25 protein-coding genes and 2 tRNA genes are annotated in these 24,329 nt (G+C 55.3%); 16 read left to right on the top strand and 11 right to left on the bottom strand.

Features of this window, described 5'->3' with window-relative positions; translation table 11 throughout:
- The first annotated feature begins 19 nt into the window (after window positions 1–19).
- Entirely contained in the window at window positions 20–958 is a 939-nt protein-coding gene (locus GE543_RS16880; RefSeq protein ID WP_153221922.1) for a carbohydrate kinase, read from the top strand.
- A 211-nt stretch (window positions 959–1,169) separates the two neighbouring features.
- Here the strand turns inward: GE543_RS16880 and GE543_RS16875 are convergent, their stop codons facing one another.
- Together GE543_RS16875 and GE543_RS16870 are read right to left on the bottom strand one after the other, a co-directional pair.
- Window positions 1,170–1,724 (bottom strand): hypothetical protein, encoded by a 555-nt coding sequence (locus tag GE543_RS16875; protein ID WP_004417896.1) that lies wholly within the window; start codon window positions 1,722–1,724, stop codon window positions 1,170–1,172.
- 168 nt (window positions 1,725–1,892) lie between these two features.
- Window positions 1,893–4,802, bottom strand: coding sequence for an EAL domain-containing protein (locus GE543_RS16870; RefSeq protein WP_153221921.1), 2,910 nt, complete (start codon window positions 4,800–4,802; stop codon window positions 1,893–1,895).
- 245 nt (window positions 4,803–5,047) lie between these two features.
- Between GE543_RS16870 and GE543_RS16865 the strand changes: the two genes are divergently transcribed.
- The 9 genes from GE543_RS16865 (at window position 5,048) to GE543_RS16825 (ending at window position 13,288) form a co-directional block, all read left to right on the top strand.
- Window positions 5,048–6,124, top strand: a complete 1,077-nt coding sequence (locus tag GE543_RS16865) for an NAD(P)-dependent alcohol dehydrogenase (RefSeq protein ID WP_178118624.1) — start codon at window positions 5,048–5,050, stop codon at window positions 6,122–6,124.
- Between the two features lie 301 nt (window positions 6,125–6,425).
- Window positions 6,426–6,824 carry an NUDIX hydrolase gene (locus GE543_RS16860; protein ID WP_003347204.1) on the top strand — a complete coding sequence of 133 codons (399 nt, stop codon included), beginning with the start codon at window positions 6,426–6,428 and terminating at the stop codon, window positions 6,822–6,824.
- Window positions 6,825–6,913: 89 nt separating this feature from the next.
- A complete protein-coding gene (locus GE543_RS16855) occupies window positions 6,914–7,975 on the top strand; it encodes an SDR family oxidoreductase (RefSeq protein WP_003410201.1) in 1,062 nt (353 codons plus the stop codon).
- Window positions 7,976–8,231: 256 nt separating this feature from the next.
- Window positions 8,232–9,188: a site-specific integrase gene (locus GE543_RS16850; RefSeq protein WP_103751029.1), complete on the top strand. Its 957-nt coding sequence runs from the start codon at window positions 8,232–8,234 to the stop codon at window positions 9,186–9,188.
- Between the two features lie 587 nt (window positions 9,189–9,775).
- Window positions 9,776–10,045, top strand: a complete 270-nt coding sequence (locus GE543_RS16845; RefSeq protein WP_080267605.1) for a hypothetical protein — start codon at window positions 9,776–9,778, stop codon at window positions 10,043–10,045.
- A gap of 22 nt (window positions 10,046–10,067) precedes the next feature.
- Complete coding sequence (locus tag GE543_RS16840; RefSeq protein ID WP_103751030.1) at window positions 10,068–10,496, top strand: hypothetical protein; 429 nt, start codon at window positions 10,068–10,070, stop codon at window positions 10,494–10,496.
- Window positions 10,493–10,762, top strand: a complete 270-nt coding sequence (locus GE543_RS16835; RefSeq protein WP_096116787.1) for a hypothetical protein — start codon at window positions 10,493–10,495, stop codon at window positions 10,760–10,762. Before GE543_RS16840 ends, GE543_RS16835 begins: the two co-directional genes overlap by 4 nt.
- 318 nt (window positions 10,763–11,080) lie before the next feature.
- The gene (locus GE543_RS16830; RefSeq protein ID WP_256664771.1) at window positions 11,081–12,568 is read left to right on the top strand and encodes a DEAD/DEAH box helicase family protein; all 1,488 of its coding nucleotides are present in this window, start codon (window positions 11,081–11,083) and stop codon (window positions 12,566–12,568) included.
- 369 nt (window positions 12,569–12,937) lie between these two features.
- Window positions 12,938–13,288 (top strand): hypothetical protein, encoded by a 351-nt coding sequence (locus GE543_RS16825; protein ID WP_024660084.1) that lies wholly within the window; start codon window positions 12,938–12,940, stop codon window positions 13,286–13,288.
- 57 nt (window positions 13,289–13,345) lie between these two features.
- Here GE543_RS16825 and GE543_RS16820 read toward each other — a convergent pair whose 3' ends face one another.
- Window positions 13,346–13,588 carry a hypothetical protein gene (locus GE543_RS16820; protein WP_046237015.1) on the bottom strand — a complete coding sequence of 81 codons (243 nt, stop codon included), beginning with the start codon at window positions 13,586–13,588 and terminating at the stop codon, window positions 13,346–13,348.
- Window positions 13,589–14,497: 909 nt separating this feature from the next.
- Window positions 14,498–14,574 (bottom strand) — tRNA-Val (locus GE543_RS16815).
- 273 nt (window positions 14,575–14,847) lie between these two features.
- Between GE543_RS16815 and GE543_RS16810 the strand changes: the two genes are divergently transcribed.
- Both GE543_RS16810 and GE543_RS16805 read left to right on the top strand, forming a co-directional pair.
- Complete coding sequence (locus tag GE543_RS16810) at window positions 14,848–15,072, top strand: hypothetical protein (RefSeq protein WP_003402841.1); 225 nt, start codon at window positions 14,848–14,850, stop codon at window positions 15,070–15,072.
- Between the two features lie 16 nt (window positions 15,073–15,088).
- A complete protein-coding gene (locus GE543_RS16805; RefSeq protein ID WP_153221919.1) occupies window positions 15,089–15,646 on the top strand; it encodes a GNAT family N-acetyltransferase in 558 nt (185 codons plus the stop codon).
- A 70-nt stretch (window positions 15,647–15,716) separates the two neighbouring features.
- Here the strand turns inward: GE543_RS16805 and GE543_RS16800 are convergent.
- Window positions 15,717–15,793 (bottom strand) — tRNA-Val (locus GE543_RS16800).
- A 182-nt stretch (window positions 15,794–15,975) separates the two neighbouring features.
- Between GE543_RS16800 and GE543_RS16795 the strand changes: the two genes are divergently transcribed.
- Window positions 15,976–17,259 (top strand): FAD-binding oxidoreductase, encoded by a 1,284-nt coding sequence (locus GE543_RS16795; RefSeq protein WP_153221918.1) that lies wholly within the window; start codon window positions 15,976–15,978, stop codon window positions 17,257–17,259.
- Window positions 17,260–17,318: 59 nt separating this feature from the next.
- Here GE543_RS16795 and GE543_RS16790 read toward each other — a convergent pair whose 3' ends face one another.
- Window positions 17,319–18,014: a peptidase C39 family protein gene (locus tag GE543_RS16790; protein ID WP_153221917.1), complete on the bottom strand. Its 696-nt coding sequence runs from the start codon at window positions 18,012–18,014 to the stop codon at window positions 17,319–17,321.
- Between the two features lie 220 nt (window positions 18,015–18,234).
- Here GE543_RS16790 and GE543_RS16785 point away from each other — a divergent pair, with 220 nt between their 5' ends.
- Window positions 18,235–18,417 (top strand): hypothetical protein, encoded by a 183-nt coding sequence (locus tag GE543_RS16785; protein ID WP_003405471.1) that lies wholly within the window; start codon window positions 18,235–18,237, stop codon window positions 18,415–18,417.
- A 120-nt stretch (window positions 18,418–18,537) separates the two neighbouring features.
- Here the strand turns inward: GE543_RS16785 and GE543_RS16780 are convergent, their stop codons facing one another.
- Both GE543_RS16780 and GE543_RS16775 read right to left on the bottom strand, forming a co-directional pair.
- Window positions 18,538–19,296, bottom strand: a complete 759-nt coding sequence (locus tag GE543_RS16780) for a TerC family protein (RefSeq protein WP_003405473.1) — start codon at window positions 19,294–19,296, stop codon at window positions 18,538–18,540.
- A 34-nt stretch (window positions 19,297–19,330) separates the two neighbouring features.
- Window positions 19,331–19,573 (bottom strand): hypothetical protein, encoded by a 243-nt coding sequence (locus GE543_RS16775; protein ID WP_153221916.1) that lies wholly within the window; start codon window positions 19,571–19,573, stop codon window positions 19,331–19,333.
- Between the two features lie 131 nt (window positions 19,574–19,704).
- Here GE543_RS16775 and nhaR point away from each other — a divergent pair, with 131 nt between their 5' ends.
- Window positions 19,705–20,607 (top strand): transcriptional activator NhaR, encoded by a 903-nt coding sequence (nhaR, locus tag GE543_RS16770; RefSeq protein ID WP_046269316.1) that lies wholly within the window; start codon window positions 19,705–19,707, stop codon window positions 20,605–20,607.
- Here nhaR and GE543_RS16765 read toward each other — a convergent pair.
- Together GE543_RS16765 and GE543_RS16760 are read right to left on the bottom strand one after the other, a co-directional pair.
- Entirely contained in the window at window positions 20,604–21,758 is a 1,155-nt protein-coding gene (locus tag GE543_RS16765; protein WP_046237534.1) for an MFS transporter, read from the bottom strand. The genes nhaR and GE543_RS16765 overlap by 4 nt on opposite strands.
- A 302-nt stretch (window positions 21,759–22,060) precedes the next feature.
- Entirely contained in the window at window positions 22,061–22,570 is a 510-nt protein-coding gene (locus GE543_RS16760; protein ID WP_003369297.1) for a DUF1993 family protein, read from the bottom strand.
- 154 nt (window positions 22,571–22,724) lie between these two features.
- On the opposite strand from GE543_RS16760, the gene GE543_RS16755 reads away from it, so the two are divergent.
- Window positions 22,725–23,399, top strand: coding sequence for a YceH family protein (locus GE543_RS16755; RefSeq protein WP_003416409.1), 675 nt, complete (start codon window positions 22,725–22,727; stop codon window positions 23,397–23,399).
- A gap of 22 nt (window positions 23,400–23,421) precedes the next feature.
- Here GE543_RS16755 and GE543_RS16750 read toward each other — a convergent pair whose 3' ends face one another.
- Complete coding sequence (locus GE543_RS16750; protein ID WP_153221915.1) at window positions 23,422–24,237, bottom strand: shikimate 5-dehydrogenase; 816 nt, start codon at window positions 24,235–24,237, stop codon at window positions 23,422–23,424.
- Between the last annotated feature and the right edge of the window lie 92 nt (window positions 24,238–24,329).

Below are 24,329 nucleotides of genomic sequence, written 5' to 3'. Positions count from 1 at the left end.
GTTTTTTCATGGAGCACTTATGTTTCTGGTTTGTGGCGAAGCACTGTTCGATATTTTCACCCGTGCGGATGACAGCGGTTCCCTGAACAGATTGGGGTTCGATGCGATTGCCGGCGGCTCTCCGTTCAACGTTGCGATTGGCCTGCGCCGTCTGGGCGTGGACGCAAGCTTCCTTGCCGGGCTGTCCACCGATTACCTGGGCCGCCGTCTGCGTGCCGTGCTGGAAAAGGAAACGGTCAATACCGACCACCTGATCGACTTCGACGCGCCTACCACTCTGGCCATGGTCGCCGTGGGCAGCGATGGATCGCCGACTTACAGCTTTCGAGGCGACGGCTGCGCAGACCGCCAGTTGCGCCTGGAAGACTTGCCGGAACTCGACGGGCAGGTACGCGGCATTCACGTCGGCTCGTTTTCACTGGTGGTGCAGCCGATTGCCGACACGCTGTTGGCGCTGGTCGCCCGTGAAAGCAGCACACGGCTGATCTCGCTGGACCCCAACGTGCGCCTCAACCCGGCACCGGATATTCAGCGCTGGCGCAGCCAGGTCGCAGCGTTCGCCGAGCATGCGCACCTGATCAAGGTCAGCGACGAAGACCTGCACCTGCTGTACCCGGACAGCGATCCACAAAAGATCGCCGAAGGCTGGCTCGGCAAGCGTACGCAACTGGTCATCATCACTCGCGGCACACAAGGTGCCAGCGTCTTCACCCGCCAGCACGGCACCTGGTCGGTGCCGGCAAAAACCGTGGTCACCGCCGATACCGTCGGGGCTGGAGATACTTTTCAGGCCGCGCTGCTGACCTTCCTCAGTGAACGCCAGCTCAACACGCCACAAGGCTTGTCGACGCTGTCACGGGAAACACTGGACGAGATGCTGAATTTCGCCGTCGGCGCGGCCGCACTGACCTGCACAAAGGTCGGGCCGGACTTGCCGTACAGGCATCAATTGGGGTGAGAAGGCTTAAACGCTACCTCCATACACCCGCATCAACTGCGGTGTATGGACGGTAGTCTTCGTGAGCAAGCTCACTCCCACCCATTAAATGCATGTCTGAAGGGAGAAAGTATCGATACTTAACTCCATCGGAAAGCATTCCCTAGGTGGGAGTGAGCCGGGCGACGCTTCGCTTGTTCACGAAAAGGCCATCAAAGTCGCCTAACAAACATCAAGCTACCATACCGGCCTTGATGCCTCTGATGCGGGTGTTGATGTCATCCGCAACGTCGTTCTGCTTGTCCTTGAGCGCGTCCTGCACCTTCTGGTCAATCGCCAGTTGGTCCTGAGGTGCCATGGCGTCGTAGTCTTTCTGGGTAATACCCGTCAGCTTTTCGCGCACTTTCTCTTCGGCTGTCTGCTTCAGAGAGTCCATGAATTTCTGTTGTACCGAATCCGTCGATGACGTGTCAGTGGTGCTGGTGGTGCCAGCCACTGAACCGATGACACCGTTGTCACGGTCAGCCGTCTTTTCCGACAGTGACGTATCACCGGCGGACTTCAGGTTGATCATCATCCGTGCAAAGGATTCGTTGTAACCGCTGTTTTCCTGCTTGCTGTCTTGCGATGTCGAACTGCTGGTCTGCGCTGTAACCGGTGCCGAACCTGATGTCAGGCCAGCGGCAGCGACCGAGCTGAAGGCGTCCTGGGACACTTCATCCACGGTCTTGCGCCCGACAACAGCCCGGGAAACAAGCTGCTCAAGCGCACTCGTGCCAATAATCATCTCTCACCTCCTGATGAACCTGTTGCGCAGGTTCACCAGCAAGTCCAGTGCCAACTGCCTTATAAATCCATAACCTGTTGATTTTACAAGTTTAAATAAAATCCGGACAAATCGACCGCGTCAAAGAACGGATACAGCCTGCCGTCTGCGGCAAGCACTGGCCGAGCGTCAGCCTGCAGCACGGCCGGTGTTGATAGTCAGCAGCTCAATCGGCAACGGCTCGGAAAAGTAGTAGCCCTGCGCCTGCGTGGCGCCGATCTCGCGAAGCAGCTCAAGCGTTTCAAGGTCTTCGACACCTTCGGCCACCACGGTCAGATCGAGGGATTCGGCCATGCGCACAATGGCACGCACGATGGCGCGGCTGCGCACACTGGAGGCCAGGCCGAAGATAAACGACTTGTCGATTTTCAATCCGCTGAAGTGGTATTGATGCACGTAGCTGAGCGAAGAGAAGCCCGCGCCGAAATCGTCGAGCATGACCGACATACCCTGCTCGGCCAGGAGCTTCATTGACAGACGTGCCTGCTCGGGATCGGCCACCAGTGCGCCCTCGGTGAGTTCCAGACACAGCCGTTGAGGTGCAACATTGTGCTCGGCAAGCAACGCCAGCACTTCCGCAGCGAATGCCGGACGGGTGATGCTGTAACTCGAACAGTTCACATGCACGGGTGGCCAATGACCGTTCTCGGGTTGCGCCAGAATGGAAACCACACGCTTGAGCATGTACAGGTCCAGGCGGCCAATCAGGCGCAGTCCCTCGAGCGCCGGCAGAAAGCTCTCTGGCCCGACGATTCGTCCATCCGGCATGCACCAGCGGATCAACGCCTCGAACGCCAGCAATTTTCCGCTATTGACGCAGATCACCGGCTGAAAATAAGGAATCAACTGATCCGTACGTTTCAGCGCCGTGCGCAACGCACCTTCCTGCTCGACCTGGTCCGACACCTCGCGGCGCAACGCCTGATTGAACACCGCGAAGCTGTCCCGCCCACCGTTCTTGACCCGGTACATGGCGGTATCGGCATCGCGCAGCAGGTCAGCCGGTTCCTGATGGAAGCGGCTGTCGGCGCCCACCACACCGATGCTGCAGGAAGAGAACACCGTGTGATCATCGATCACGAACGGCTGCTCGAACGCCGTCAGTATTCGCTGGGCGATCTCCGTCCCGGTCTGCAACGGCGTGTCAATGCTCAACACGGCGAACTCGTCGCCACCCAGCCGCGCCAGCAGGTCCCGTTCGCGCATGCAATTGCGCAGGCGCTCGGCGGCCTGCACCAGAAGGATGTCGCCGCAGTGATGCCCCAGGCTGTCATTGATCATCTTGAAGCGATCCAGATCGATGAACATCACGATCACTTGCTGGCCATTGCTGCAGAAGTCTTGCCAGGCCTGCCTCAGCCGATGTTGCAAATGGCTGCGATTGGGCAGCCCGGTGAGTGAGTCATGGGAGTTTTCGTGCTGCAGCCTGGCGTTGGCCCGGTCCAGCTCACGGGTCCTGTCTCGAACCCTGGCTTCAAGCAGAACATTGGCAGTATGGATCGCTTCTGCCGCGCTGCGCCGGGACAGTGCCGTATCGATGTGACGAGAAACAAAGGTGAGCAGCTCCTGATCGCGCAAGGTATAGCTCACGTCCTTGGAATAACTCTGCACCACCAGCACGCCGCGAACCTGTCCGCCGTCGAACAGCGGAATACCCAGCCATGAAGAGCAACGACCGGATTGTCGCTGTACCTCGATCTCGCCAAGGCCTTCCAGCCTGCGAGCTTCCTCGTAATCGATCAGGCACGGTCGCCGCTGGCCTATAACGTACTCGGTAAACCCCCGCTGCCCGCGCCGTGAGCGCGGCGGCGCGGGCTTGAACTCGTCAATGTAGTACGGAAAGGTCACTTCGCCCGTCGCACTGTCGTAAAGCGCGATGTAGAAATTGAGCGCCACCAGCAACTCGCCGACGATCATGTGCAGGCTGCGAAAAAGCTCGTTCATGTCACCGGGCTGACTGGAAAGCTCGGCAATCTGGAACAACGCATTCTGCAGATGCTCGGCGCGCTCGCGATCCCTGACTTCCTGACGCAACGCGTCGTTGGCTGCAGAAAGCTGTTGCGTGCGCAGGGCCACTACCTGCTCGAGGTCCGTCCGGTGTAGCTGGCGGTCCAGTGCCATGGCCACATGGCGCGACACGACGGCGAACAATGCCCGATCCTGAGCACTGTAGACACGAGACACGTCATAAACCTGCATCGCGACCATGCCAAAGACTTCGTCCGATGCATTTTTCAAGGGCGCGCCCATCCAGAACTCGGGCAGACGTCCGACGCAGTAGAACCGGTTTTCGGCCTTGGCCAGCTCGATACAGGCGGCATCGAGAAACAACGGCTGCCCGCTGCTCAACACATATCCGGTGAGCGACATTCGATCAGCGTCGATAAACTCGAACGTCTCGTGTGCCATCGCTTCGTCATCGAAGCGGTCAATGTAATAAGGATAGGTGATCTTGCCGCTTTGCCGGTCATACAGCGCAACGTAGAAGTTCTCGGCATCGATCAGGGTCCCGAGTTGCTCATGAACGCCTTGCAGAAAAGCACCGCGGTCCAGCGTAGTGCTGGCCAGCAGGCTGATTTCATACAGAACCCGCTGGGTGTTCTGCGCCCGGATCAACGCCGCGGTCTGCAACAGCGAGCCCAGCCTGACCGCCAGATCCAACAGCAAGGGGTGGTCTTTTTCAGCCATCGGTACCAACACCCAACCCAGCACGCCCTCACCCTGCCCCGCGACCCGGCAATGCAGCTGCAATTGAGTGCAATACGTCTCGAAGTCTTCAGCGGCGATGTGTGCAGGCCAGACAACGGTATCGTCGCCCTGTCCAAGCAGGCATTTCAACTCGCCGGCGGCGTATGCAGCCCAGGCAATGGCGCCTGTCTGCTCCCTTGCGGCGCTGATGAGTGCTTCGATGGAGGCGTGACAGGAGAATCGGTCTCGGTTAGCCGTCACCGCGCTCCCGGGAGTGCGTGAGGTGCAGGCTACGCTTGGGCAAAGGCCCGTGGCCAGAAGTGAGACTGTCATGGAAGCATCCAGATGCATGAGCCGACGGCGGTCATCCTTAAAACCATGACCAAAGATTACAAGCGTGACAGGGCATTGTTGCAAAGTTCATACCTTTTTGGCAGATCCTTCGGCTTCCCGATGATGCTTGTGTGACGCGGGGCACTACATGGCAGCCCCATGGGTCAGATTCAGGTGCATTGCCGGACAGCAAGGTCATTGAGCGAGCCTCGGCTATGCTGTCGTACGGCGTTACACTTATCCCCATTGAACAGGTGACAGTAATGGTCAAGACATACAGCTACGCAGCGCAATCGGCTCAGGACACACTCAAGCCCCATCAATTCGAACGTCGCTCGCCCGGCGCTGACGATGTTCAGATCGACATCCTTTACTGCGGCGTGTGCCACTCCGATCTGCATACTGCGCGCAATGAGTGGCACAACACACTCTATCCTTCTGTTCCGGGTCACGAAATCGTCGGCCGGGTCACGGCGGTCGGCTCCGACGTCAAGCAATTCAAGGTCGGCGACCTGGCTGGCGTCGGCTGCATGGTCGACAGTTGCCAGCAATGTGCATCGTGTGCCGAGGGCGACGAGCAATACTGCGAGAGCGGCTTCACCGGCACCTACAATGGCCCGGTGTTTGGCGGCGAGAACACCTTCGGCGGCTACTCCGACAAGATCGTGGTCAAGGAAAAGTTCGTCCTGCGCATCTCTCATGATGCCAACCTGGCTGCCGTCGCGCCGCTGTTGTGCGCAGGTATCACCACCTATTCCCCATTGCGCCACTGGAAGGTCGGCCCGGGCAAGAAAGTCGGCATTGTCGGGCTTGGCGGTCTCGGCCACATAGGCGTCAAGATCGCCCACGCCATGGGTGCCCATGTGGTGCTGTTCACGACCTCCCCCAACAAGCGCGAAGATGGCTTGCGTCTGGGCGCCGACGAAGTGGTGGTATCCAAGGACGCGGCACAGATGGCTGCTCAGGCCAACAGCCTGGACTTTATCCTCAACACAGTGGCAGCGCCGCATGATCTGGACGCCTTTCTGTCTCTTCTCAAGCGCGACGGCACCATGACACTGGTCGGTGCGCCGGCAGAGCCGCATCCGTCACCTGCTGTGTTCAACCTGATCTTCAAGCGTCGCAGCCTGGCTGGCTCGTTGATCGGCGGCATTCAGGAAACCCAGGAAATGCTGGACTTCTGCGCCGAGCACGGCATCGTTTCTGACATCGAAATGATCAACATGCAGGACATCAACGAGGCTTACGAGCGGATGCTCAAGGGCGACGTCAAGTATCGTTTCGTCATCGACATGGACAGCCTCAAGCAGGAAGCGGCTGCCGACTCGAACGCTGCCTGATGCGCACCTGGCAGCCAAGGACGGCTGCAATTTGACATGCCGTACGTCGCCCCCGGTGAACCGATCGCCGCCAATCGCCCACTGATGTCCATACTCTAGGTGCAGGACTCTGCTTACAGGCATCGGCAACCCGCCTGCTGTGCGACTCGATCTGGCTGTTTCACGCTACGGCCTGAGCGGCGCCCGCCAAAATGAACTATTTATTACATTTTGGTGACTACTACTGACTGTCTTTGAGTCTCAAGTTCACGCAGTCCTTGCAGATACTCATGTCAACGGACGTTTAACAGGTGAACGGATTATGAAACAACGCGCGACAGTCATCTGCAAACGTGACGGCCAGGTCCTTTACGTGCGCAAACCGAAATCCCGCTGGGCATTGCCCGGCGGCAAGATTGAAGCGGGTGAAACGCCCTTCCAGGCCGCAGTGCGTGAACTGTGCGAAGAAACCGGGCTTGCCGACCTTGATCTTCTGTACCTCGATGTGTACGAAAAGGATCAAGTGGCCCATTACGTTTTCACCGCCCAGGTCCCAGCCTCCAGCGAGCCATCGCCGCAGAACGAAATTGCCGCCTGCAAATGGCTTGCGCCGCAGAAACTTGGTGACCTGAAAGCCAGCAGTGCGACCAAAACCATCGTCAAGTCATATGCCAACGAGTCCGAAGGCGTTTCCGGTGCCCGGAGCCACGTTACAGGGTAATCGGGACAATCGGGTTGAACGGTATGGCCTGATGCTGTTCTGAGACAGCAGACGGTTCATTACTTTCTTCCCCGTCTCAGGAGACCCCTATGACTCAGACCGCCCTGGTTGTTGGCGCAAGTGGCATTGTCGGCAGTGCAATCACACAGTTGTTACTGGACAACGATTGGCAGGTTGCCGCCCTCTCCCGTAGCCCGTCAGCGCGGCCCGGCGTGATCCCGGTAGCTGCAGACCTGCAGAACCCGGAGTCCGTGCGTGCGGCTCTGGCTGATGTGAAGCCCACCCACGTGTTCATCACTACATGGTCGCGTCAGGCCACTGAAGCAGAAAACATCCGCGTCAACGCTGCAATGGTGCGTAACGTGCTAGACGCTGTGCGGCCCGCTGGCAGTGTCAAGCATGTTGCGCTGGTGACCGGCCTCAAGCATTACCTCGGCCCGTTCGAAGCGTATGGCAAAGGCACCCTGCCGCAAACGCCGTTCAGGGAATCGCAGGCGCGCCTGGATATCGAAAACTTCTACTACGCCCAGGAAGACGAAGTCTTCGCTGCCGCCGAGAAGGATGGCTTTACCTGGAGCGTCCATCGCCCGCACACCGTGACCGGTGTCGCCGTCGGCAACGCGATGAACATGGCGACGACCCTGGCCGTCTACGCCTCGATCTGTAAAGCCACCGGCCGACCTTTCGTATTCCCGGGCTCACGCGTGCAGTGGGACAGCCTGACCGACATGACCGATGCGCGGCAGCTGGCCCGTCAGCAACTGTGGGCCGCGACCACACCTGCAGCCGCCAATCAGGCGTTCAACATCACCAACGGCGATGTGTTCCGCTGGAGCTGGATGTGGGGACAGATCGCCGAATACTTCGGCCTGCAGCCAGCCGATTTCCCCAGCGAGCCAGCCCCGCTGGAAACGCAGATGGCCAACGATCAGGCGGTCTGGGATGACATCGTTCGCGAGCATCAGCTCAAGGAAAGTGACATCAACCGCCTGATTTCGCCATGGCACAGCGATGCCGACCTCGGCCGTCCGATTGAAGTTGTCACTGACATGTCGAAGAGCCGCAAACTGGGCTTCACGGCGTTCCAGGCCAGTGACGATGCGTTCTTCGACGTGTTTGAAAAGCTGCGTCGTGACCGCCTGATTCCCTGAGGCAACCTGCCCTCTCGTGCCAATGCTCGCGTTGGCACGAGAGCCGGCACTGGCTGCGGGTAAAGCGAGCACAACAAAAAAGGGTCAACCTCTCGGTTGACCCTTTTTTTACCGCCCAGCAGAGCGGATTTTGTTTGGTAGGCGCGATTGGACTCGAACCAACGACCCCCACCATGTCAAGGAGAGGAGCAATACCCCCTAGCCCATACAGGCTATGGCCTTGAGAGAACGCCCATTCACATCATGAGGCGTCAACATGGCTAACATCCGCTCCCTACCATCAGGCAACTGGAACGCTCAGGTCAGATTGAAAGGGAAACCCCCTCAGTCGAAGACATTTGCTACACAGGCTGAGGCTCAGGCATGGGCTGACAAGCTTGAGGCTGTCATCAAGGACCATAAGCACCACACCATCTTCACATTGGGCATGACCTACTGTGACTCCCACCTCAAGGGCAAGGGTTCCTACACTCATGCTGTCCAGATCGTTGAGCAACTAGCTCACGCCTTCCCTCAGTCAATTCATGACATAACACCCAAGCTAGTGAACGATTTCAAACTGATGCGCTTACAGACCGTCAAGGCAGCCACATGCAGACATCAACTAGCGTTCCTCTCTCGGTTCTTCAAGTACGCTAAACGTGGCTTGCTGATAGACATACCTAACCCTGTCTGTGATATCACCCTACCTAAGCCTGACAAGTCCAGTGACAAGGTGGTGACTGCTGGTGAGCTACGTCTAATCCTCAATGAGCTATCACCCACAATGGCCCTGATAGCAGAGCTTGCATATGAAACAGCCATGCGTCGTTCTGAGATACTGAAGCTGACAGTTAACTGCCTGCATTTGGGACAGAGGATTGTGGACGTAGTAGATGGCAAGAATGGTACACGCTCAGTGCCCCTGACCTTACGTGCGATAGAGCTTCTGGAAGAGGCTCAGAGACTCGCCATAGCAGAACGCATACAACGAGGCAGACTGTTCTCAGTAGCGCCTCACAGCGTCTCACAGGCCATCAGGAGAGCCCGAACAGCAGCTAACCTTGATAGTAATGTCAGACTACACCAGCTCAGGCATACAAGAATAACCAATGTAGCTAAGAGAGGGTTTAACAACGCTCAGATAATGATTGTGTCGGGGCATAGGGACACAAGGTCTGTCGCCAGATACTCTCACCTGAATGCTAAGGATGTCTTACACCTGATTGACTGAGGCCCTACAAGCTCGCTGGTGAGGCGTTAGAGTACAACCCTCACCAGTTGCAGGCTTTGCTTATAGCGTGCCTTACAGAGCCTCACAGAGGGCATAGAGACACCCACAGTATACCAATCAAGCAAACTAATTAGCCCCCTTTGAAAAATAGTTTGAGGACTTTTGCCTGAAATTTAGGTATAGGTATATGTGAGTGTGAAAAATATCTCAATTAGTTTGAGGGGAATTCTCTAAAAACGAGGTCTAGTATTATATAGACTGTGAGTACACCCCAGCAAATAATGACTTTACGGCATGTGAAAATAATTTGAGGACTTTTGCCTAAAAATCAGGTCTAGTATGTGTAGGAGAAGCTTTTCTCAATTTAGTTTGTCCGGTTTTCCCTGAAAATCAGGTATAGTATATTACAAGACAAAGTTTTCTCTTAGCGCCTCCCCTCTCATTAGCTCCACCCTCTAGCACCAACTCCCATTACTCGCCATTACGCGATGTAGGAACACAAGACTTCCTCCTAGATAATATCACGCCCAATCACAGTGGGGGATATAGGGGGTTGCCTTTACTAACTCACTTATAGGTAAGACTAAATGTCTATTACTTTAGAACAGATTGTTGCCTTGCAACATAACCAGCTTAACACACTACCAAGAAAGATCATTTGGCTCATGGTTCGTAATCAGGCTGATGTCTTTGGTTGGTCTACTATCTCAAGCGCTGACTTCTGTATTGCTACAGGGCTCCCCAGACGCTCTGTAGAAGGCGTTCTCAAACATCTGGTAGCAACAGCAATGGTTGAGCGTAGAAAGACTGGCAAGGCCCATTCAGCTCGCTATCAATATCGTATCATCACTCTCTAACCCTCCAAGAAGGAACACACACATGCGTACATACAAACACGAAGACCTTGTAGCATTGGCACAAGAAACAGGACGCTCCCTTGAGGAAGTAAAACAGGTTGCTCATAACTCAGGCTGGGTACTAGAGCAGGAGGCACGCCCTCTCCGAGCCCTTGACAGTTCCAAGGATGCAGTAGCCATTATGAAGCAAGTTAAGCAAGCCACTCTTGAGCGTCTCTATAAGAATGATCCGCTGATTCGAGAGAGCCTTGATACGCAGGTAGCAGTGCAGCAAGCACGCCTTGATCGAACCACCAATAAGCCTAGTAATAACCAGTATGATAGCGAAGGGAACTTCACTGGCGTAACGAGAAGTATCATAAGTGGGCCAGCAGCAACTGGTAAGAACCAAACTGATGCCATGAAAGCAATCAAGGCAAGCGTCTATAAGCGTCTAGGAGTTCAAGAATGAACTATTACATCTCAGAGGGTGAGCGTCAGTATCAGGAACATCGTAAGGCTCAGCTCAAGGCCATGATTGAACAGGCAGAGGTGAGTAACAATAGCCTTGTAGGTGAAGTGAAGACTTACAAGGGAGTTAGCTACCAGATGCATCAACGTGGAAGCTATGTCTGTGTAGGCCTTCCTAAGAATTCACCGTTGGAAGGTACATTCACATCAGCATTTGCTTTGCATAAGATCATTGATGACATGGAAGTACGCAACTCAAGCAAATGAAGACAATTATTAGCTGGTTGGTTACAGCATTCATCGTGTATGCCATCTGCCTAACCATCCTTACTATTGCCAGACTCGCCCTAGCAGTTATGGCATGTACAGCATGAAGCACATATATGAACTCAGATGACGACTACATCAATATCCCTGACCTAGAGTATCGAACAAAACACCTTATCCCTACAACCATCAAGCGAGGACTAGCAAAGGAACTGATAGCGGCTAAGGGTAATACCAAAGCCATCTCTGCCCTCTCTTTACAGTATCGACTCTCGTCACAAGCAGCAGGCTACATCTCCAACCTACAGCTAAAAGACATTGAGCAATCTCAAAAACGGCGATAAGGATTCTATGAAAGAGAAAACACTGTTCATTGCTGAAGCCCTTCCGGGCAGTGGCAAGTCCACCAAGTTTATTCAATCACTGCCACAGCTAATCATAGACAACAATATTGTTTATGCAATGCCCACGAACAAGCTTATCAAGGAGTTAGCATTAGACATAAACGTCAAGGCTGGCATTGCTCCGATGGTCATTACCTCTGAGACTGTAGACCATGTGACCTTGCACCTTGAGCGTGTGTTGGCGTTGAACAGTACCCCCTTGATCATGATTACTCATGAGGCGCTACGTAGAGTAAACCCTAAGCTCCTTGATGGCTGGGAGCTTGTGGTAGATGAGGTACCTAGCGTCTCTGACTGTAAGGCCCACCTATTCGATAGTGGCAGTTACCTTGGAAGCATTGCGAACTATCTAGATATCAGTCCCAGCAAGAAGGCATCACTCAAACCTGAGTACACCTCTCTGATTGAAGGTATGATTAAATCTAAAGATAGTAGCGCCCTAAGCAATACTGCCATTGACGTATTGAAGGCTTTGACTGAACCTAAATGCAGCGTAGAGGTAGAGGCTCTATCTGCTAAGGGTAAGCGCTTAGTACGCATCGTAAGCTACAGAGACTTCTTACCAGCCTTCTCGTATGCCAACAGTGTTCATATTCTCGCCAACAACGTCAGAGACACGCTACTGGGCATTCATGCCACCTACCAAGGCTGGCAGTTTGAACCATCTATATTCACACCAGAGTTTGATGGTTATGGCAAGCGTGTTGAGCTACACCCCTTCCTTACAGGCAAATACTCTAAGACTCAGAGCATGATGCAACGTAACGGAAAGAGTGCTGATGCTTGGGATGATGGAGTTCAGCTAGCTGACTGGTTGCATTGCGTAACTGCAATGATTGGGAATGAAGAAAGCTTAGCCTTCATGCATGAATGGGTTAAGTATAACTTCAAGAGCAATGTAACCACACTACCAATCGACAGCAGGGGAATTAATGGTTATCAAGATAGACGTATTGCTATCTGCCTTCAGCACGGCAATGTAAGTCCTGATGATGCCCTAAGCTTTCATAGCTTGAGTGATATGCTGGGCGTACCTGCACAAGAGATTAGAAAGGCCATTGAGTTTGAACGCTTCTACGAAAGCACACTACAAGCCATTGCTCGTACTTCCCTGAGAGACAGAGATAATATGGAACCAGTTCTGCTATTCGTACAGAACATGGATATGGCGAATTACCTTCAAGGCTTACTTGGAAGACTGGCCGTCATCAATACTGAATTGGTAATGACTCCTTGGGAAAAGGAGAAGTCAGACTTGAAGAAGGCTAAGGCCATGCTACAAGCTGAAGCCATCTCTCTGTTCATTGAGAAAAGCGTGAGCCGAAAAGATATTGCTGAAACCTTAGGCGTACCATACAAATCCATCCTCAATTGGACAGCAGGACTTAAACAAGCAGCATAATTCCCAACGTCGGCATTACTTTTTCCCAAAAACTCTTAAAGACTCCTTAAGAGAAATTGGGAAATTTCTAAGAATACCTTAACGTCAGCAAGCTGACAGGTGCTACTCCCTTCTTAGGATATTAAGCAAGACACCATCCTTAGACTACCATCTATCGATGGACCTTCCTTAAAAGCAAAAGCAACGTCAGCATAGCTGACAAGAGCACGCATAAAAGAGAGAATCAAAAGCGGACTACCAACCAGCATGTATTGCTCTTGATCTTTCTTTATTGCGTATGCCACTACGTGGCGTGCTCTTGCTTCTGCTGTCACGCAGTGACTCCTGCTGAAAGCCCACTACTACCCTCACACACTTAAAGAGAACAACATGAACATTCAAGACGAACACAAACAGCAATATGTAGAAGCTTACTCACACATTGAGCTAGCCAAGACACTTGGAGTTAGTCTAGCCCTGCTAGATACGCATGCAGAAAATCAAGGATGGAAAGAGGAGCATCGACTCTACTGGTTCGACAAGTCACTTGAGTCATTAAAGTATGCGCTTAACGAAGGGAGCATACCAGCTGTCAAGGAACTGCTTAAGATTGCTGGTGTAACCAGACCAGTGGGTAGACCAAAGAAACAAGACATTGAAGGCCATTTAGCTAAAGAAGCCAAAGTGACCGAGGAATGGGAAGCAGACTTCCGAAGACTGACCCTAGTGTCACCAAACTGAGAGAATTATTTATTAAAAGAGGTGGGGTGCATTGTTCCTAAAGCTCTAGGACCACACTCACCTTTCTTTAACATACTTTCTGACGAGATACAGAGTGAGCATATACATAGCCACTTGTCTGATCAGGAACACCACAAAGAAAACAAGCAATGCACTCAACACCTTACCCTTGAATACTGCTATCGCAACACACGCAAAAAGGAAATTAATCAAAACCCAGTTACACAAAACCCCCACAGGATGATAGCCTGCTGTTGCTTTCATAACCAACTTCATACTCTTCCTGCGCTCATCATCCATAGCACTTCCTGCCCGACAGATTAGACATTTGCAACCAGCGAATGGCTCTTGTGAGTGTTCAACTCAGTTGCGTACTCTAACTCTATAGCTATCGATTCTCTATAATATAGGCCATTAAATTCGCCCTACCTGTTTCTATCAATATCTGCTGTCCATATCTATTCTCTAACCTCCTGAGACCTGGTAGCAAGTAATTGCAACAATCAACAGCAATCAATACTTTCGACACGCCCCCATCACGCAATATGCACAACCTCACCATGTGAGACCGGCAACCACCCTCTTCCATAGCGCTGTGGAATAGACGTCTGTTTACTCCGAGCAGGTCTGCTATCTCATCTCCGAATTTTCTCTCTCTCCATAGCAGCATCAGACTTTTGAGAAGATTTTGCACAGTACCTCCTACACCTCAGACAAGGGATGGCCTTGCGCCATACATACACCACGTCAATAATTTTTCATAGAAATTTCCGACCAGCAATGCATAAGAAAGGACAGCCCCTAACCCCCTGCCTACCCCTCTCGCCTTGATGAGCCCACGCACACAGAAATAGCCCTGCCCCTTGAGCGTCAAGAAAATTCCACAGAGGGGTTGGGTAGCGTCCAGCCCACAGCAGGCACGTAGCTCAGTTGGTTAGAAGCTTGCCATTGTGAGGCCACGAACAATGAGCACCACCTTAACAAGAAGGTAATCAGGCTATATAGATCAGTAGGTTAGCTATGGTCGTTCACATTTACTCGTGTGAATGCCACTGTGAACGTTCGTGTGAACGATGATTTGAACGAGAACGGACGTTCCCATTGCAGTGTGTGAACGATGCCTATAGATTGTGAACGTTTTCTCAAGGCAAGAAAAAGGGGAACCCTTTCGGATTCCCCCTCTCACCGCCCAGCAGAGCGGATTTTGTTTGGTAGGCGCGATTGGACTCGAACCAACGACCCCCACCATGTCAAGGTGGTGCTCTAACCAACTGAGCTACGTGCCTGCTGTGGGTCGGCATTCTACGGATATTCGATTGCCTGTCAAACGCTTTTTTGCAGTAACTCTCTGAATACGTGAATTTTTTAAGGCTCCTGCCAGTGATCACGCGCCATCGGATTCCTTTCGTCTTTCCAGCACGCTGATCGAGCGGCCTTCTTGTGTTCACGCACCTTTCCAAACCTTACCTAGCACATTTACCAGTATCACTCATCATCCGGCCGCAATAGCCTTGCTAGCGTCATAGGCGTCGAACTATGCGTTACTCAGGAGAAAAATCATGGACGATGAAGTGTCCGCACTGGTGGTTGATAACGGCTCAGGCTCGGTTCAGAGCAACAATGAAAGCAAATCAGCCTCCGCAGACGGGGCCGCTATCACGAATCGCTATGCAAGAGTGGGAAGTGACGGGATCGTCATTATCATTCAAAACATCCCGGGCCCGCCCCCGACGCCTGACTGGAAACCGTGCAAGGCCGATACTAAAGAGGGCTCAAAGTACTGACACATGAACATTGTCGATGACAGCGTCCAATCTACTGCCTGCTGAAATCCAGACAGAGCGCCTGTTGATTCGCGTTGCAAAGCCAGGTGACGGCATCGTGTTCAATCAGGCTGTTGCCGAATCGGCTGAGCATTTGCAGAAATGGTTGGCCTGGGCAACGCCGACTCCTGGTATCGATCAGTCCGAACTGATCTGCCGCCATGCCTACGCCCGGTTCCTCCTGAATGAGGATCTCAGGGCGCTTCTATTTCTGAAAAACAACGGCGCATTAGTAGGAAGCAGCGGCTTGCATAACGCCAACTGGCAGTTGCGAAGCTTTGAAGTAGGCTATTGGGGCAGAACTCAATACCTTGGCGCCGGCCTGATAAGTGAGGGCGTTGCAGCATTGGTCAGCTATGCGCTGGACAACTTGATGGCTAATCGCGTGTTTCTGACAATGGATGAAAGAAACCTGGCGAGCCAGAGACTCGCCGAGCGGGTCGGATTTGAGTACGAAGGCACGCTTAGACAGGATCGCATGAGCATTCAGGGAGGACTGCGCAACACGCGCGTCTACTCGATCATTGGCAACTGACAGCAAAACAAAAAAGGGCCAGCCTCTCGGCTGACCCTTTTTCTTACCGCCCAGCAGAGCGGATTTTGTCTGGTAGGCGCGATTGGACTCGAACCAACGACCCCCACCATGTCAAGGTGGTGCTCTAACCAACTGAGCTACGTGCCTGCTGTGGGTCGGCATTCTACGGATATGCGAATGCCTGTCAATCTGTTTTTTTGCTAACCCTATGAAATACAGCGTTTTTTGCCAATCGACAGACAAGGGCTCTTTTGGCCTGCTGCTGGCAGAGCTTTTATATCTCGGGTACGATTGCCGCCATCGTCAAGAATATTAAACGGAGTCTCAGGATGGCAAACACGCCCTACCCGCAGTCCTATTATGCGGCTTCAGCCAATGCGGCCCCGGAACGTCCGGCGCTGCAGGGTGAAGTCGAAACTGACGTGTGTGTCATCGGAGCCGGTTACACAGGTTTGTCCAGCGCGCTGTTCCTGTTGGAAAACGGATTTCGGGTCACGGTGCTGGAAGCGGCCAAGGTAGGCTTCGGCGCATCGGGGCGTAATGGCGGGCAGATCGTCAACAGCTACAGCCGCGACATCGATGTCATCGAGCGAACCGTGGGGCCACGCCAGGCGCAATTGCTCGGGCAGATGGCCTTCGAAGGCGCGTCCATCATTCGCGATCGGGTTTCCCGTTATGGCATTCAGTGCGACCTGAAAGATGGCGGTGTATTCGCAGCGCTGACCAGCAAGCAACTGGCGCATCTCGAAGCCCAGCAGCGGCTTTGGGAGCGCTACGGGCATACCGGCCTCGAGCTGATGGACAAGCGCCGGATCAATGAAGTCGTGGCCTGTGATCAGTACATCGGCGGCTTGCTGGACATGACCGGCGGGCATATTCATCCACTTAACCTCGCACTGGGTGAAGCCGCGGCCGTTGAAACACTGGGTGGCACCATTTACGAACAATCAGCGGCGATTCGTATCGAGCGCGGGGCAAACCCTGTGGTGCATACGGCGCAAGGCAGGGTCCGGGCCAAGTTCATTATCGTGGCCGGCAATGCCTACCTGGGCAATCTGGTCCCGGAGCTGGCGGCCAAGTCGATGCCGTGCGGCACTCAGGTCATCACCACCGAGCCGTTGAACGATGAACTGGCCAAGACACTTCTACCGCAGGATTACTGCGTCGAAGACTGTAATTACCTGCTGGATTACTACCGCCTCAGCGCCGACAAGCGCCTGATCTTCGGCGGCGGTGTGGTATACGGCGCCAGAGATCCCGCCAATATCGAAGCCATTATCCGGCCGAAAATGCTCAAGGCATTCCCGCAGCTCAAGAACGTGAAGATCGACTACGCGTGGACCGGCAACTTCCTGCTGACCCTGTCTCGCCTGCCCCAGGTTGGACGACTGGGCGACAACATCTATTACTCGCAGGGCTGCAGCGGACACGGTGTGACCTACACCCACCTGGCCGGCAAAGTACTGGCCGAGGCGCTGCGCGGTCAGGCAGAGCGCTTTGATGCGTTCGCCGACCTGCCCCACTACCCGTTCCCCGGCGGCCAGGTGCTGCGCACCCCGCTGACTGCGCTGGGCGCGTGGTATTACAGCCTGCGTGACCGACTCGGTTTCTAGGTTCGCTGAACGTAAAACGGCACCTTATCGGTGCCGTTTTTGTTCCTGCCGCGTTGATTTCATTTAACGCCGCGTGCCAGCGTTCTTTTCGCCTCGCCCGCCGCCTGTTCCTGCCCTGATATGGATAACGCTTCGGCCGCCTGCAGCCAGCGCTGCGCATCGACATTGGCCGGCAACTGCCGGGGCGACTGAATCAGCACCGCCCAACTGCCCGCGTCTTTCCAGGCCGACGTAAAGCTGCTGAAACTCATGGAATAGCGACGATCCATGCCTGCGTTGAGCAGCACGGTTTCCTTGATGCGGTTATAGCCGATCAACACCGCATAACGCGGCCCTTTCCACAACGCAGAGCCCTGGGTGAACCGCATCATGACCGGATAACCCGCCGAGACCTGGGTCAGCAGATCCTGCAACTGGCCATCAAGCGGGTAAACCATGAAACCGTACTCACGCGCGACCTTCTGCATGTTCTGCTCGAGCCGGTCCTCGGCACCCGGCAATTGCAACGGCTTGTCGAGCAAACCAGGCGTCGTCTGCACCTGCTGATTGGCCAGCATGCTAGCCAGCACCATGGGGCCGCTTTGATAGGCATTGCCCCGAAAGAACGGAATCGACGTCAGCTCGACCCGGTCCGGAAGGCGTTTCATCTCCGGCGTAACCATTGACGAACAACCGGCAAGGCCCATCAGCAAGGCCGCAATCAGCCATGAACGCAGCGCACCGGAAGTACCGGTAAAGAAAGAAACCGACAGCATGTTCACTCACTTCAACTGTTGTCGGGCAACCCGCGACCCGACCTGAGCACCGATGATAGAGCTGACCGGGTCTCGGGGATAGCCGTGCGTGGCACCTCGACCAACAGAATGGCGAAAATAATTCATAGCCCGATGCCACTGGTCAATTAACCGAAACATGCCCCGTACTAGACTGTCAGTTATCAAGACCGCAACAAAAAGCAGGAATGTGGAGGCACTTATGAGCCTGGAATTAACAATAGTGATGCTGATCGCTTCGTGGCTCGCCGTCGCCAGCGCGATGCTGTGGGGGGTGATGCGTGTATCCCGTCGCCGTCATCAGCCGCGCAGCGTCGAGCCGCGTGCGGCACAACCGGCTGTACTTGCAAAACACATCAAGGCCCCCGCTGTAGCAGCCAGCTGATTTACAGGAGTACGAGCAGCGTTTAGCTGATCTGCCCTCCTCAGCGTATTTGCCCGCACCTTGAATGCAAAAGGTCGACCCTGCTGCCAGGGTCGACCTTTTTTACAGCTTCGCCAGTTATCAGTGCGTGGACACCTGGGCAACCGCTTTCTTGCGTCTTGCCCTGCGTACCAGCATGTTCAAGGCTTCAACGGCTGCCGAGAAGGCCATGGCCGCGTAGATGTAACCTTTGGGTACGTGGGCGCCGAAGCCTTCGGCGATCAGCGTCATACCGATCATGATCAAAAAGCCCAGAGCCAGCATGACCACCGTCGGATTGTCGTTGATGAATTTCGCCAGCGGGTTGGCTGCGACAAGCATCACCACGACCGCAGAGATGACCGCGATGACCATGATCGGCAGGTGTTCGGTCATGCCCACGGCAGTGATGATACTGTCGATGGAGAACACCAGGTCCAGCATCAGGATCTGTACGATCGCCGCGCTCATGCTCAACATCACCACCGAACCCAGGGCTTTCTCTTCCTCGGTCTTGATGTCCATGCTGTGATGAATTTCCGTGGTTGCCTTCCAGACCAGGAACAGACCACCAGCGATCAGAATCATGTCCTTCCAGGAGAACGCCTGACCGAAGACCTCGAAGACCGGCTCTGTCAGTTGCACGATGTAAGCAACGGTACTGAGCAGGCCCAGGCGCATCACCAGCGCCATGCCGATACCCAGCTTGCGAGCCTTCTCGCGCTGATGCTCAGGCAGCTTGTTGGTGAGAATCGAGATGAAAATCAGGTTATCGATGCCCAGTACGACTTCCATCACCACCAGTGTCGCCAGCGCGATCCAGGCTGCCGGACTTGTCGCGAGTTCCAATAGGTATTCCATAGATCACTGCCCTGCCTGCGCCAATAGTTGTAAGTCAGATTTCTTTATCAGACGTGTTTTCGGTTTCAGCCGAGTTTGGTGGTGGTTCCTGCAACGAAAGTTCCTGCCTGGCCTCGTCCAGTGCCTTGGTCGCGGCTTTATGGGTGTCATCGACCACCTGTTTTGCACTGTCAGCGGCGGCGTTCACCACATGCTTGGTGGAAGACTCTAGCTGATCGCATCCCGTCACCACCAGCAGCGAACCGCTCAGTAGTACAGCGTAAAGGACTTTGTTCATGGGCTCCTCAATCAGTGAAACCGGGCGGCCTGTTCAGCCCGGCGTTGGAGCGGATTCTAGACATCTTGAAACATAAGGAAAATTCGATTTTATAAGGCATATACTTCGGTTTTACCGAATCGGCAGAAAATATGCTCAATTACCGCCAGCTTCACTACTTCTGGGTTGTGGCCAAGACCGGCAGCATTGTGCGCGCCTGCGAACAACTGAATCTGACCGCGCAGACCGTTAGCGGGCAGATCAGCCTGCTCGAGGCGTCACTGGGGGTCGATCTATTCCAGCGCGTCGGTCGGCAACTGGAAATGACCGAAGCAGGTCGCCTCGCCCTGCCCTACGCCGAACAAATGTTCCAGCTCGGCAATGACCTGGAAAACCTGCTGCGCTCGCAGCCGGATGAACAGCAATTGCTGTTGCGCATTGGCGTGGCCGACGTGGTGCCCAAGTCCATTGTCTACCGCCTGATCGCTCCGACCATGACGCTGGATGAGCCCATCCGCATCACCTGTCGCGAGGACAAGCTGGAACGACTGCTGGCAGACCTGGCCATCCAGCGTCTCGACCTGGTGATTTCCGACAGCCCTATGCCGCCGCATCTGGACATCAAGGGCTATAGCCAGAAGCTGGGAGAATGCGGGGTCAGCTTTTTCGCCACACGTGAAATGGCGGAGCGTATCGGGAACGATTTTCCGCAGTGCATGCACGGCGCTCCCCTGCTGATTCCAGGTCAGGAAACCGTGGTTCGAGGCAGACTGATGCGCTGGTTTGCCGAACAAAGCATTCAGCCGCGCATCATTGGCGAATTCGATGACAGCGCGCTGATGAAGGCGTTTGGCAAATCCGGCAGCGGCGTGTTCGTTGCGCCCAGCGTGATCGCCGATGAGGTGCAGAACCAGTATGGCGTACAAGTGCTTGGCCATACTGACGCGGTGACCGAATCGTTCTATGCCATAACCGTGGAACGCAAGGTCAAGCACCCCGGCGTTGTTGCCATTGCCGAAAGTGCTCGAAACCAACTGTTTACCGATGCAGGCTAAGCCGGGAGCGGCCCCGGATCACGCCTGATCAACAACAGCGCCAGCACAATCGCCAGCACGATGATGCCCGCAGCGGCAAAACCGACGTTGCCCAGCCCCAGGTGATCAATGACCCTGCCGCCAATCACCGCGCCGATGCCAATGCCGAGGTTGGCACCAGCGATGTTCAGTGACGCCGCGAACGCAGGTGCTTGCGGCGCGGCCTTGATCAGTCGCACATGACTGACCAGAAACAAGGCCGCCTGGGTGATGCCCCAGACCGCCAGCGCGAGTGGCAAGGCCACCACCGAATGGATGCTCGGCACTACCGCGACCATGCCGACCACCATGAAGGCGCAGAACACCAGGCTGGCAATCAACGGATGACGGTCGACCATGCGCCCACCCAGCGAGTTGCCCAGCAAGCCGACAGCGCCAAAGCCCATCAGGCACCAGCCCACCAGAGCGCCGTCGAAACCGGCCAGACGCTCGAGCATGTCCGCCAGGTAGGTATACGCCGTGAACATGCCGCTGAACACCAGCACCGAGAGCAGCACATGCCCCTGCATCATCCGGCTGCGCAAGATGCCGAACTGCTTAAGGATCGATACCGGGTTCTGCTTGGCAGCCGTCTTCGGCAGATAGACCGTCAGCAACAGTGCCTTGGCGAACGCCAGAACGGCCAGCACCAGAAAGGCCGTGCGCCAGCCGAATGCGTCCGAAATCAGAGTGCCGATGGGAATGCCGAACACCGTGGCGCAAACGATGCCGAAACCGATTCTGGCAATTGCCCGGCCGGCAAACTGCGGACCGACAATGTCCACGGCGGTCTCGCTGGCCAGCGCCCAGAACACCGGCAACCCCAACGCCGGAATCAGCCGGGCGATACCCATCACGGCGATATTGGGCGCCAGCGCCGCCAAGACATTTGCAAAGCCGAACAGCACCAGGATGCTGACAAACAGGCGCTTGCGCTCGAAGCGCGAAAAATACGCGGTCAGAAAAGGACCAAAGGCGGCGACGGTGAATGCAAACAGCGTCACCAGCAGCCCTGCCTGCGAGACCGTGACATTCAGGTCGCGGGCAACGGCTGGCAACAGACCGACGATAACGAATTCTGTGGTCAGCACGGTAAACCCGGCGGCTGACAGCAGAAGGATGGGCAACAACATGAATACTCCAGAACAACAACAGACGCCGCTGCAACAGCGCGGCCTGCGGGAGGGGGATTAAAACAGCTTGAAGGTGACTGTCACGCCAATGCTGCGCACTGGCATGCAGTTAGTGAAGCAGAGCCCGAAAAACGAGGCGGAGACTCTGATAATTCTCGTTCCCACGCTCCGCGCGGTAATGCATTTCGTGACGCTCTGCGTCACCCAATCCATGCCAACGCGGAGCATTGGCACGAGGGTCAGTTGGCTTTGTGTATAACGCCGAGGGCCGAGAACATCAATGAGGCTTCAGCCCCCACTGTTTAGAACTTGCCCATGAAATCACGCTTGCCGATTTCAACGCCGTTATGGCGCAGCAGATCGTAGGCAGTCGTGACGTGAAAGAAGAACTGCGGCAAGGCGTAGCTGAGCAGATAGGCCTGACCGTTCAGGCGTTTTTCCTTTTCAGTGCCGGGACGCAGGACGATTTCGATGCCTTCCTTGCCGTCGACCTGATCCGGGGTGATGCTGCCGATGAACGCGAGAGTCTTGGCAAGCAGTGCCTGCAACTCGGCAAAGGTGGTTTCGGTGTCATCGTATTGCGGGATCTCGACGCCTGCCAGGCGCGCTGAGGCACCTTTGGCAAAATCGACGGCGATCTGCACCTGACGGGTGAACGGCAGCATGTCCGGGAACAAACGTGCCTGCAGCAATGCTGGGGGCTGAATTTTCTTCTCGGTCGCGTAGGCTTCGGCTTTGGTCAGAACGTCGCTCAGCGCGTTGAGCATTTGCTGAAAGACAGGAATGGAAGCGGCGTACAGGGAAATAGACATGACATATCCTGATTGAGAAAGGCGCAATTATAGACTCACATGACGCCAAACGCCGTGACACTTTTCAGCGCTCCTGCAGATCCGTGCAGCAGACACTGGCAATAATGTCCGCCACGCCCTACGCTGATCCACCGCCATCACTCAGGGAAGCGTCATGTCCATCGAATCGTCCTCCACCGAATCCTCCCCGAATGCCGAGGCGCTACAACTCAACGGCACCGAAGTGCGCATTCTGGGCTGCCTGATCGAAAAACAGGCGACCAATCCGGAAACCTACCCGCTGACCCTCAATGCACTGGTGACTGCCTGCAACCAGAAGACCAGTCGTGACCCGGTCATGAACCTCACCCAGGGGCAGGTCGGCCAGAGCCTTCGAGCCCTGGAAGGCCGCGGTCTGACGCGGCTGGTCATGGGCAGTCGCGCCGATCGCTGGGAGCACAGGGTCGACAAGGGGCTCGAGCTGGTCCCGGCGCAGGTGATACTCACGGGTCTGTTGCTGCTGCGCGGGCCGCAGACCGTCAACGAGCTACTGACCCGCAGTAACCGCATGCACGATTTCGAAGACAGCGAGCAGGTCGTCCACCAGCTGGAACGCCTGATCGCCAGAGGTCTGGCGATGCTCGTGGCGCGCCAGTCGGGCCAGCGCGAAGACCGTTACATGCATCTGCTCGGTGACCCGGAATCGCTGCAGGAGCTGCTTGCCGCTCGCCAACAGGCACCGGAGCGACATTCGGCAAGCCCGGCGGCCAACTCGCGTATCGATGAGCTGGAGGCACGGGTTGCGGCCCTTGAAGAACGCCTGGCCAGACTGGAACACGCCGAGGCGTAATGTGCCCTGCCCGACCCGACGGCTAGCCGGCTCTGGCGAAGGCTGCCGCCTGCTGATACTGCTCATCGGTCGGGCGCACGCCGGTATAGAGCACAAACTGCTCCAGTGCCTGGATCGCCGCCACTTCATCACCACTCACCACACGCTTGCCCAAGCGACGTGCAGCCTGGATCAGCGGCGTGTCGGCGGGGGTAGCCACCACATCGAAAACCGTTTCAGCGGCTTCGATGGCTTGCAGGTCAAACGACAGCTCGTCAGCTTGCGCGCCCTGCATTCCTAATGGAGTGACATTGACCAGCAAGGGTGGCCGCGCGCTGCCCAGCTCCGCTTGCCAGCGAAAGCCGCACGCCGCTGCCAGACGCCGGCCAGCCTGCTCGTTGCGGGCCACGATCAGCCCCTCGGTGAAACCCGCATCGCGCAGCGCGAACGCAACCGCCTTGGCCATTCCCCCGCTTCCACGCAGGGCAAACGCGCTGTGCGGCACCGCATGGCTCTCCATCAGTTGAGCGACGGCGATGTAATCGGTGTTGAACGCCTTCAGATGCCCGTCGGTGTTGACGATGGTATTGATCGACTGGATAGCGGCAGCCGAGGCGTCCAGTTCGTCGACCAGTTCGATGCAGGCCTCCTTAAAGGGCATCGAAACTGCGCTGCCACGAATCCCCAGCGAGCGTATGCCGGCCACGGCGGCGGCAAGGTCATTGGGGGCGAAGGTCTTGTAATAGAAGTTCAAGCCCAACTGCTGGTAAAGATGATTATGGAAACGCACACCAAAGTTGCCGGGACGGGCGGCCATGGACATGCACAATAATGTCTCCCTGTTAGCAGTGACGGACATCGGGTGTTTCCTCCAGACGGTAATGGCTTGAATCTTCGATAGAAGCGTATGCTACGCACCAGTGAGCGCGAGGACATACGCGGCACACCTTA

Source organism: Pseudomonas sp. SZ57, from assembly GCF_009495975.1.
Classification (GTDB): Bacteria; Pseudomonadota; Gammaproteobacteria; order Pseudomonadales; family Pseudomonadaceae; genus Aquipseudomonas; species Aquipseudomonas syringae.
Note: the sequence above shows the minus strand (reverse complement) of the source record. Positions and strands in the feature narration are given on the sequence as shown.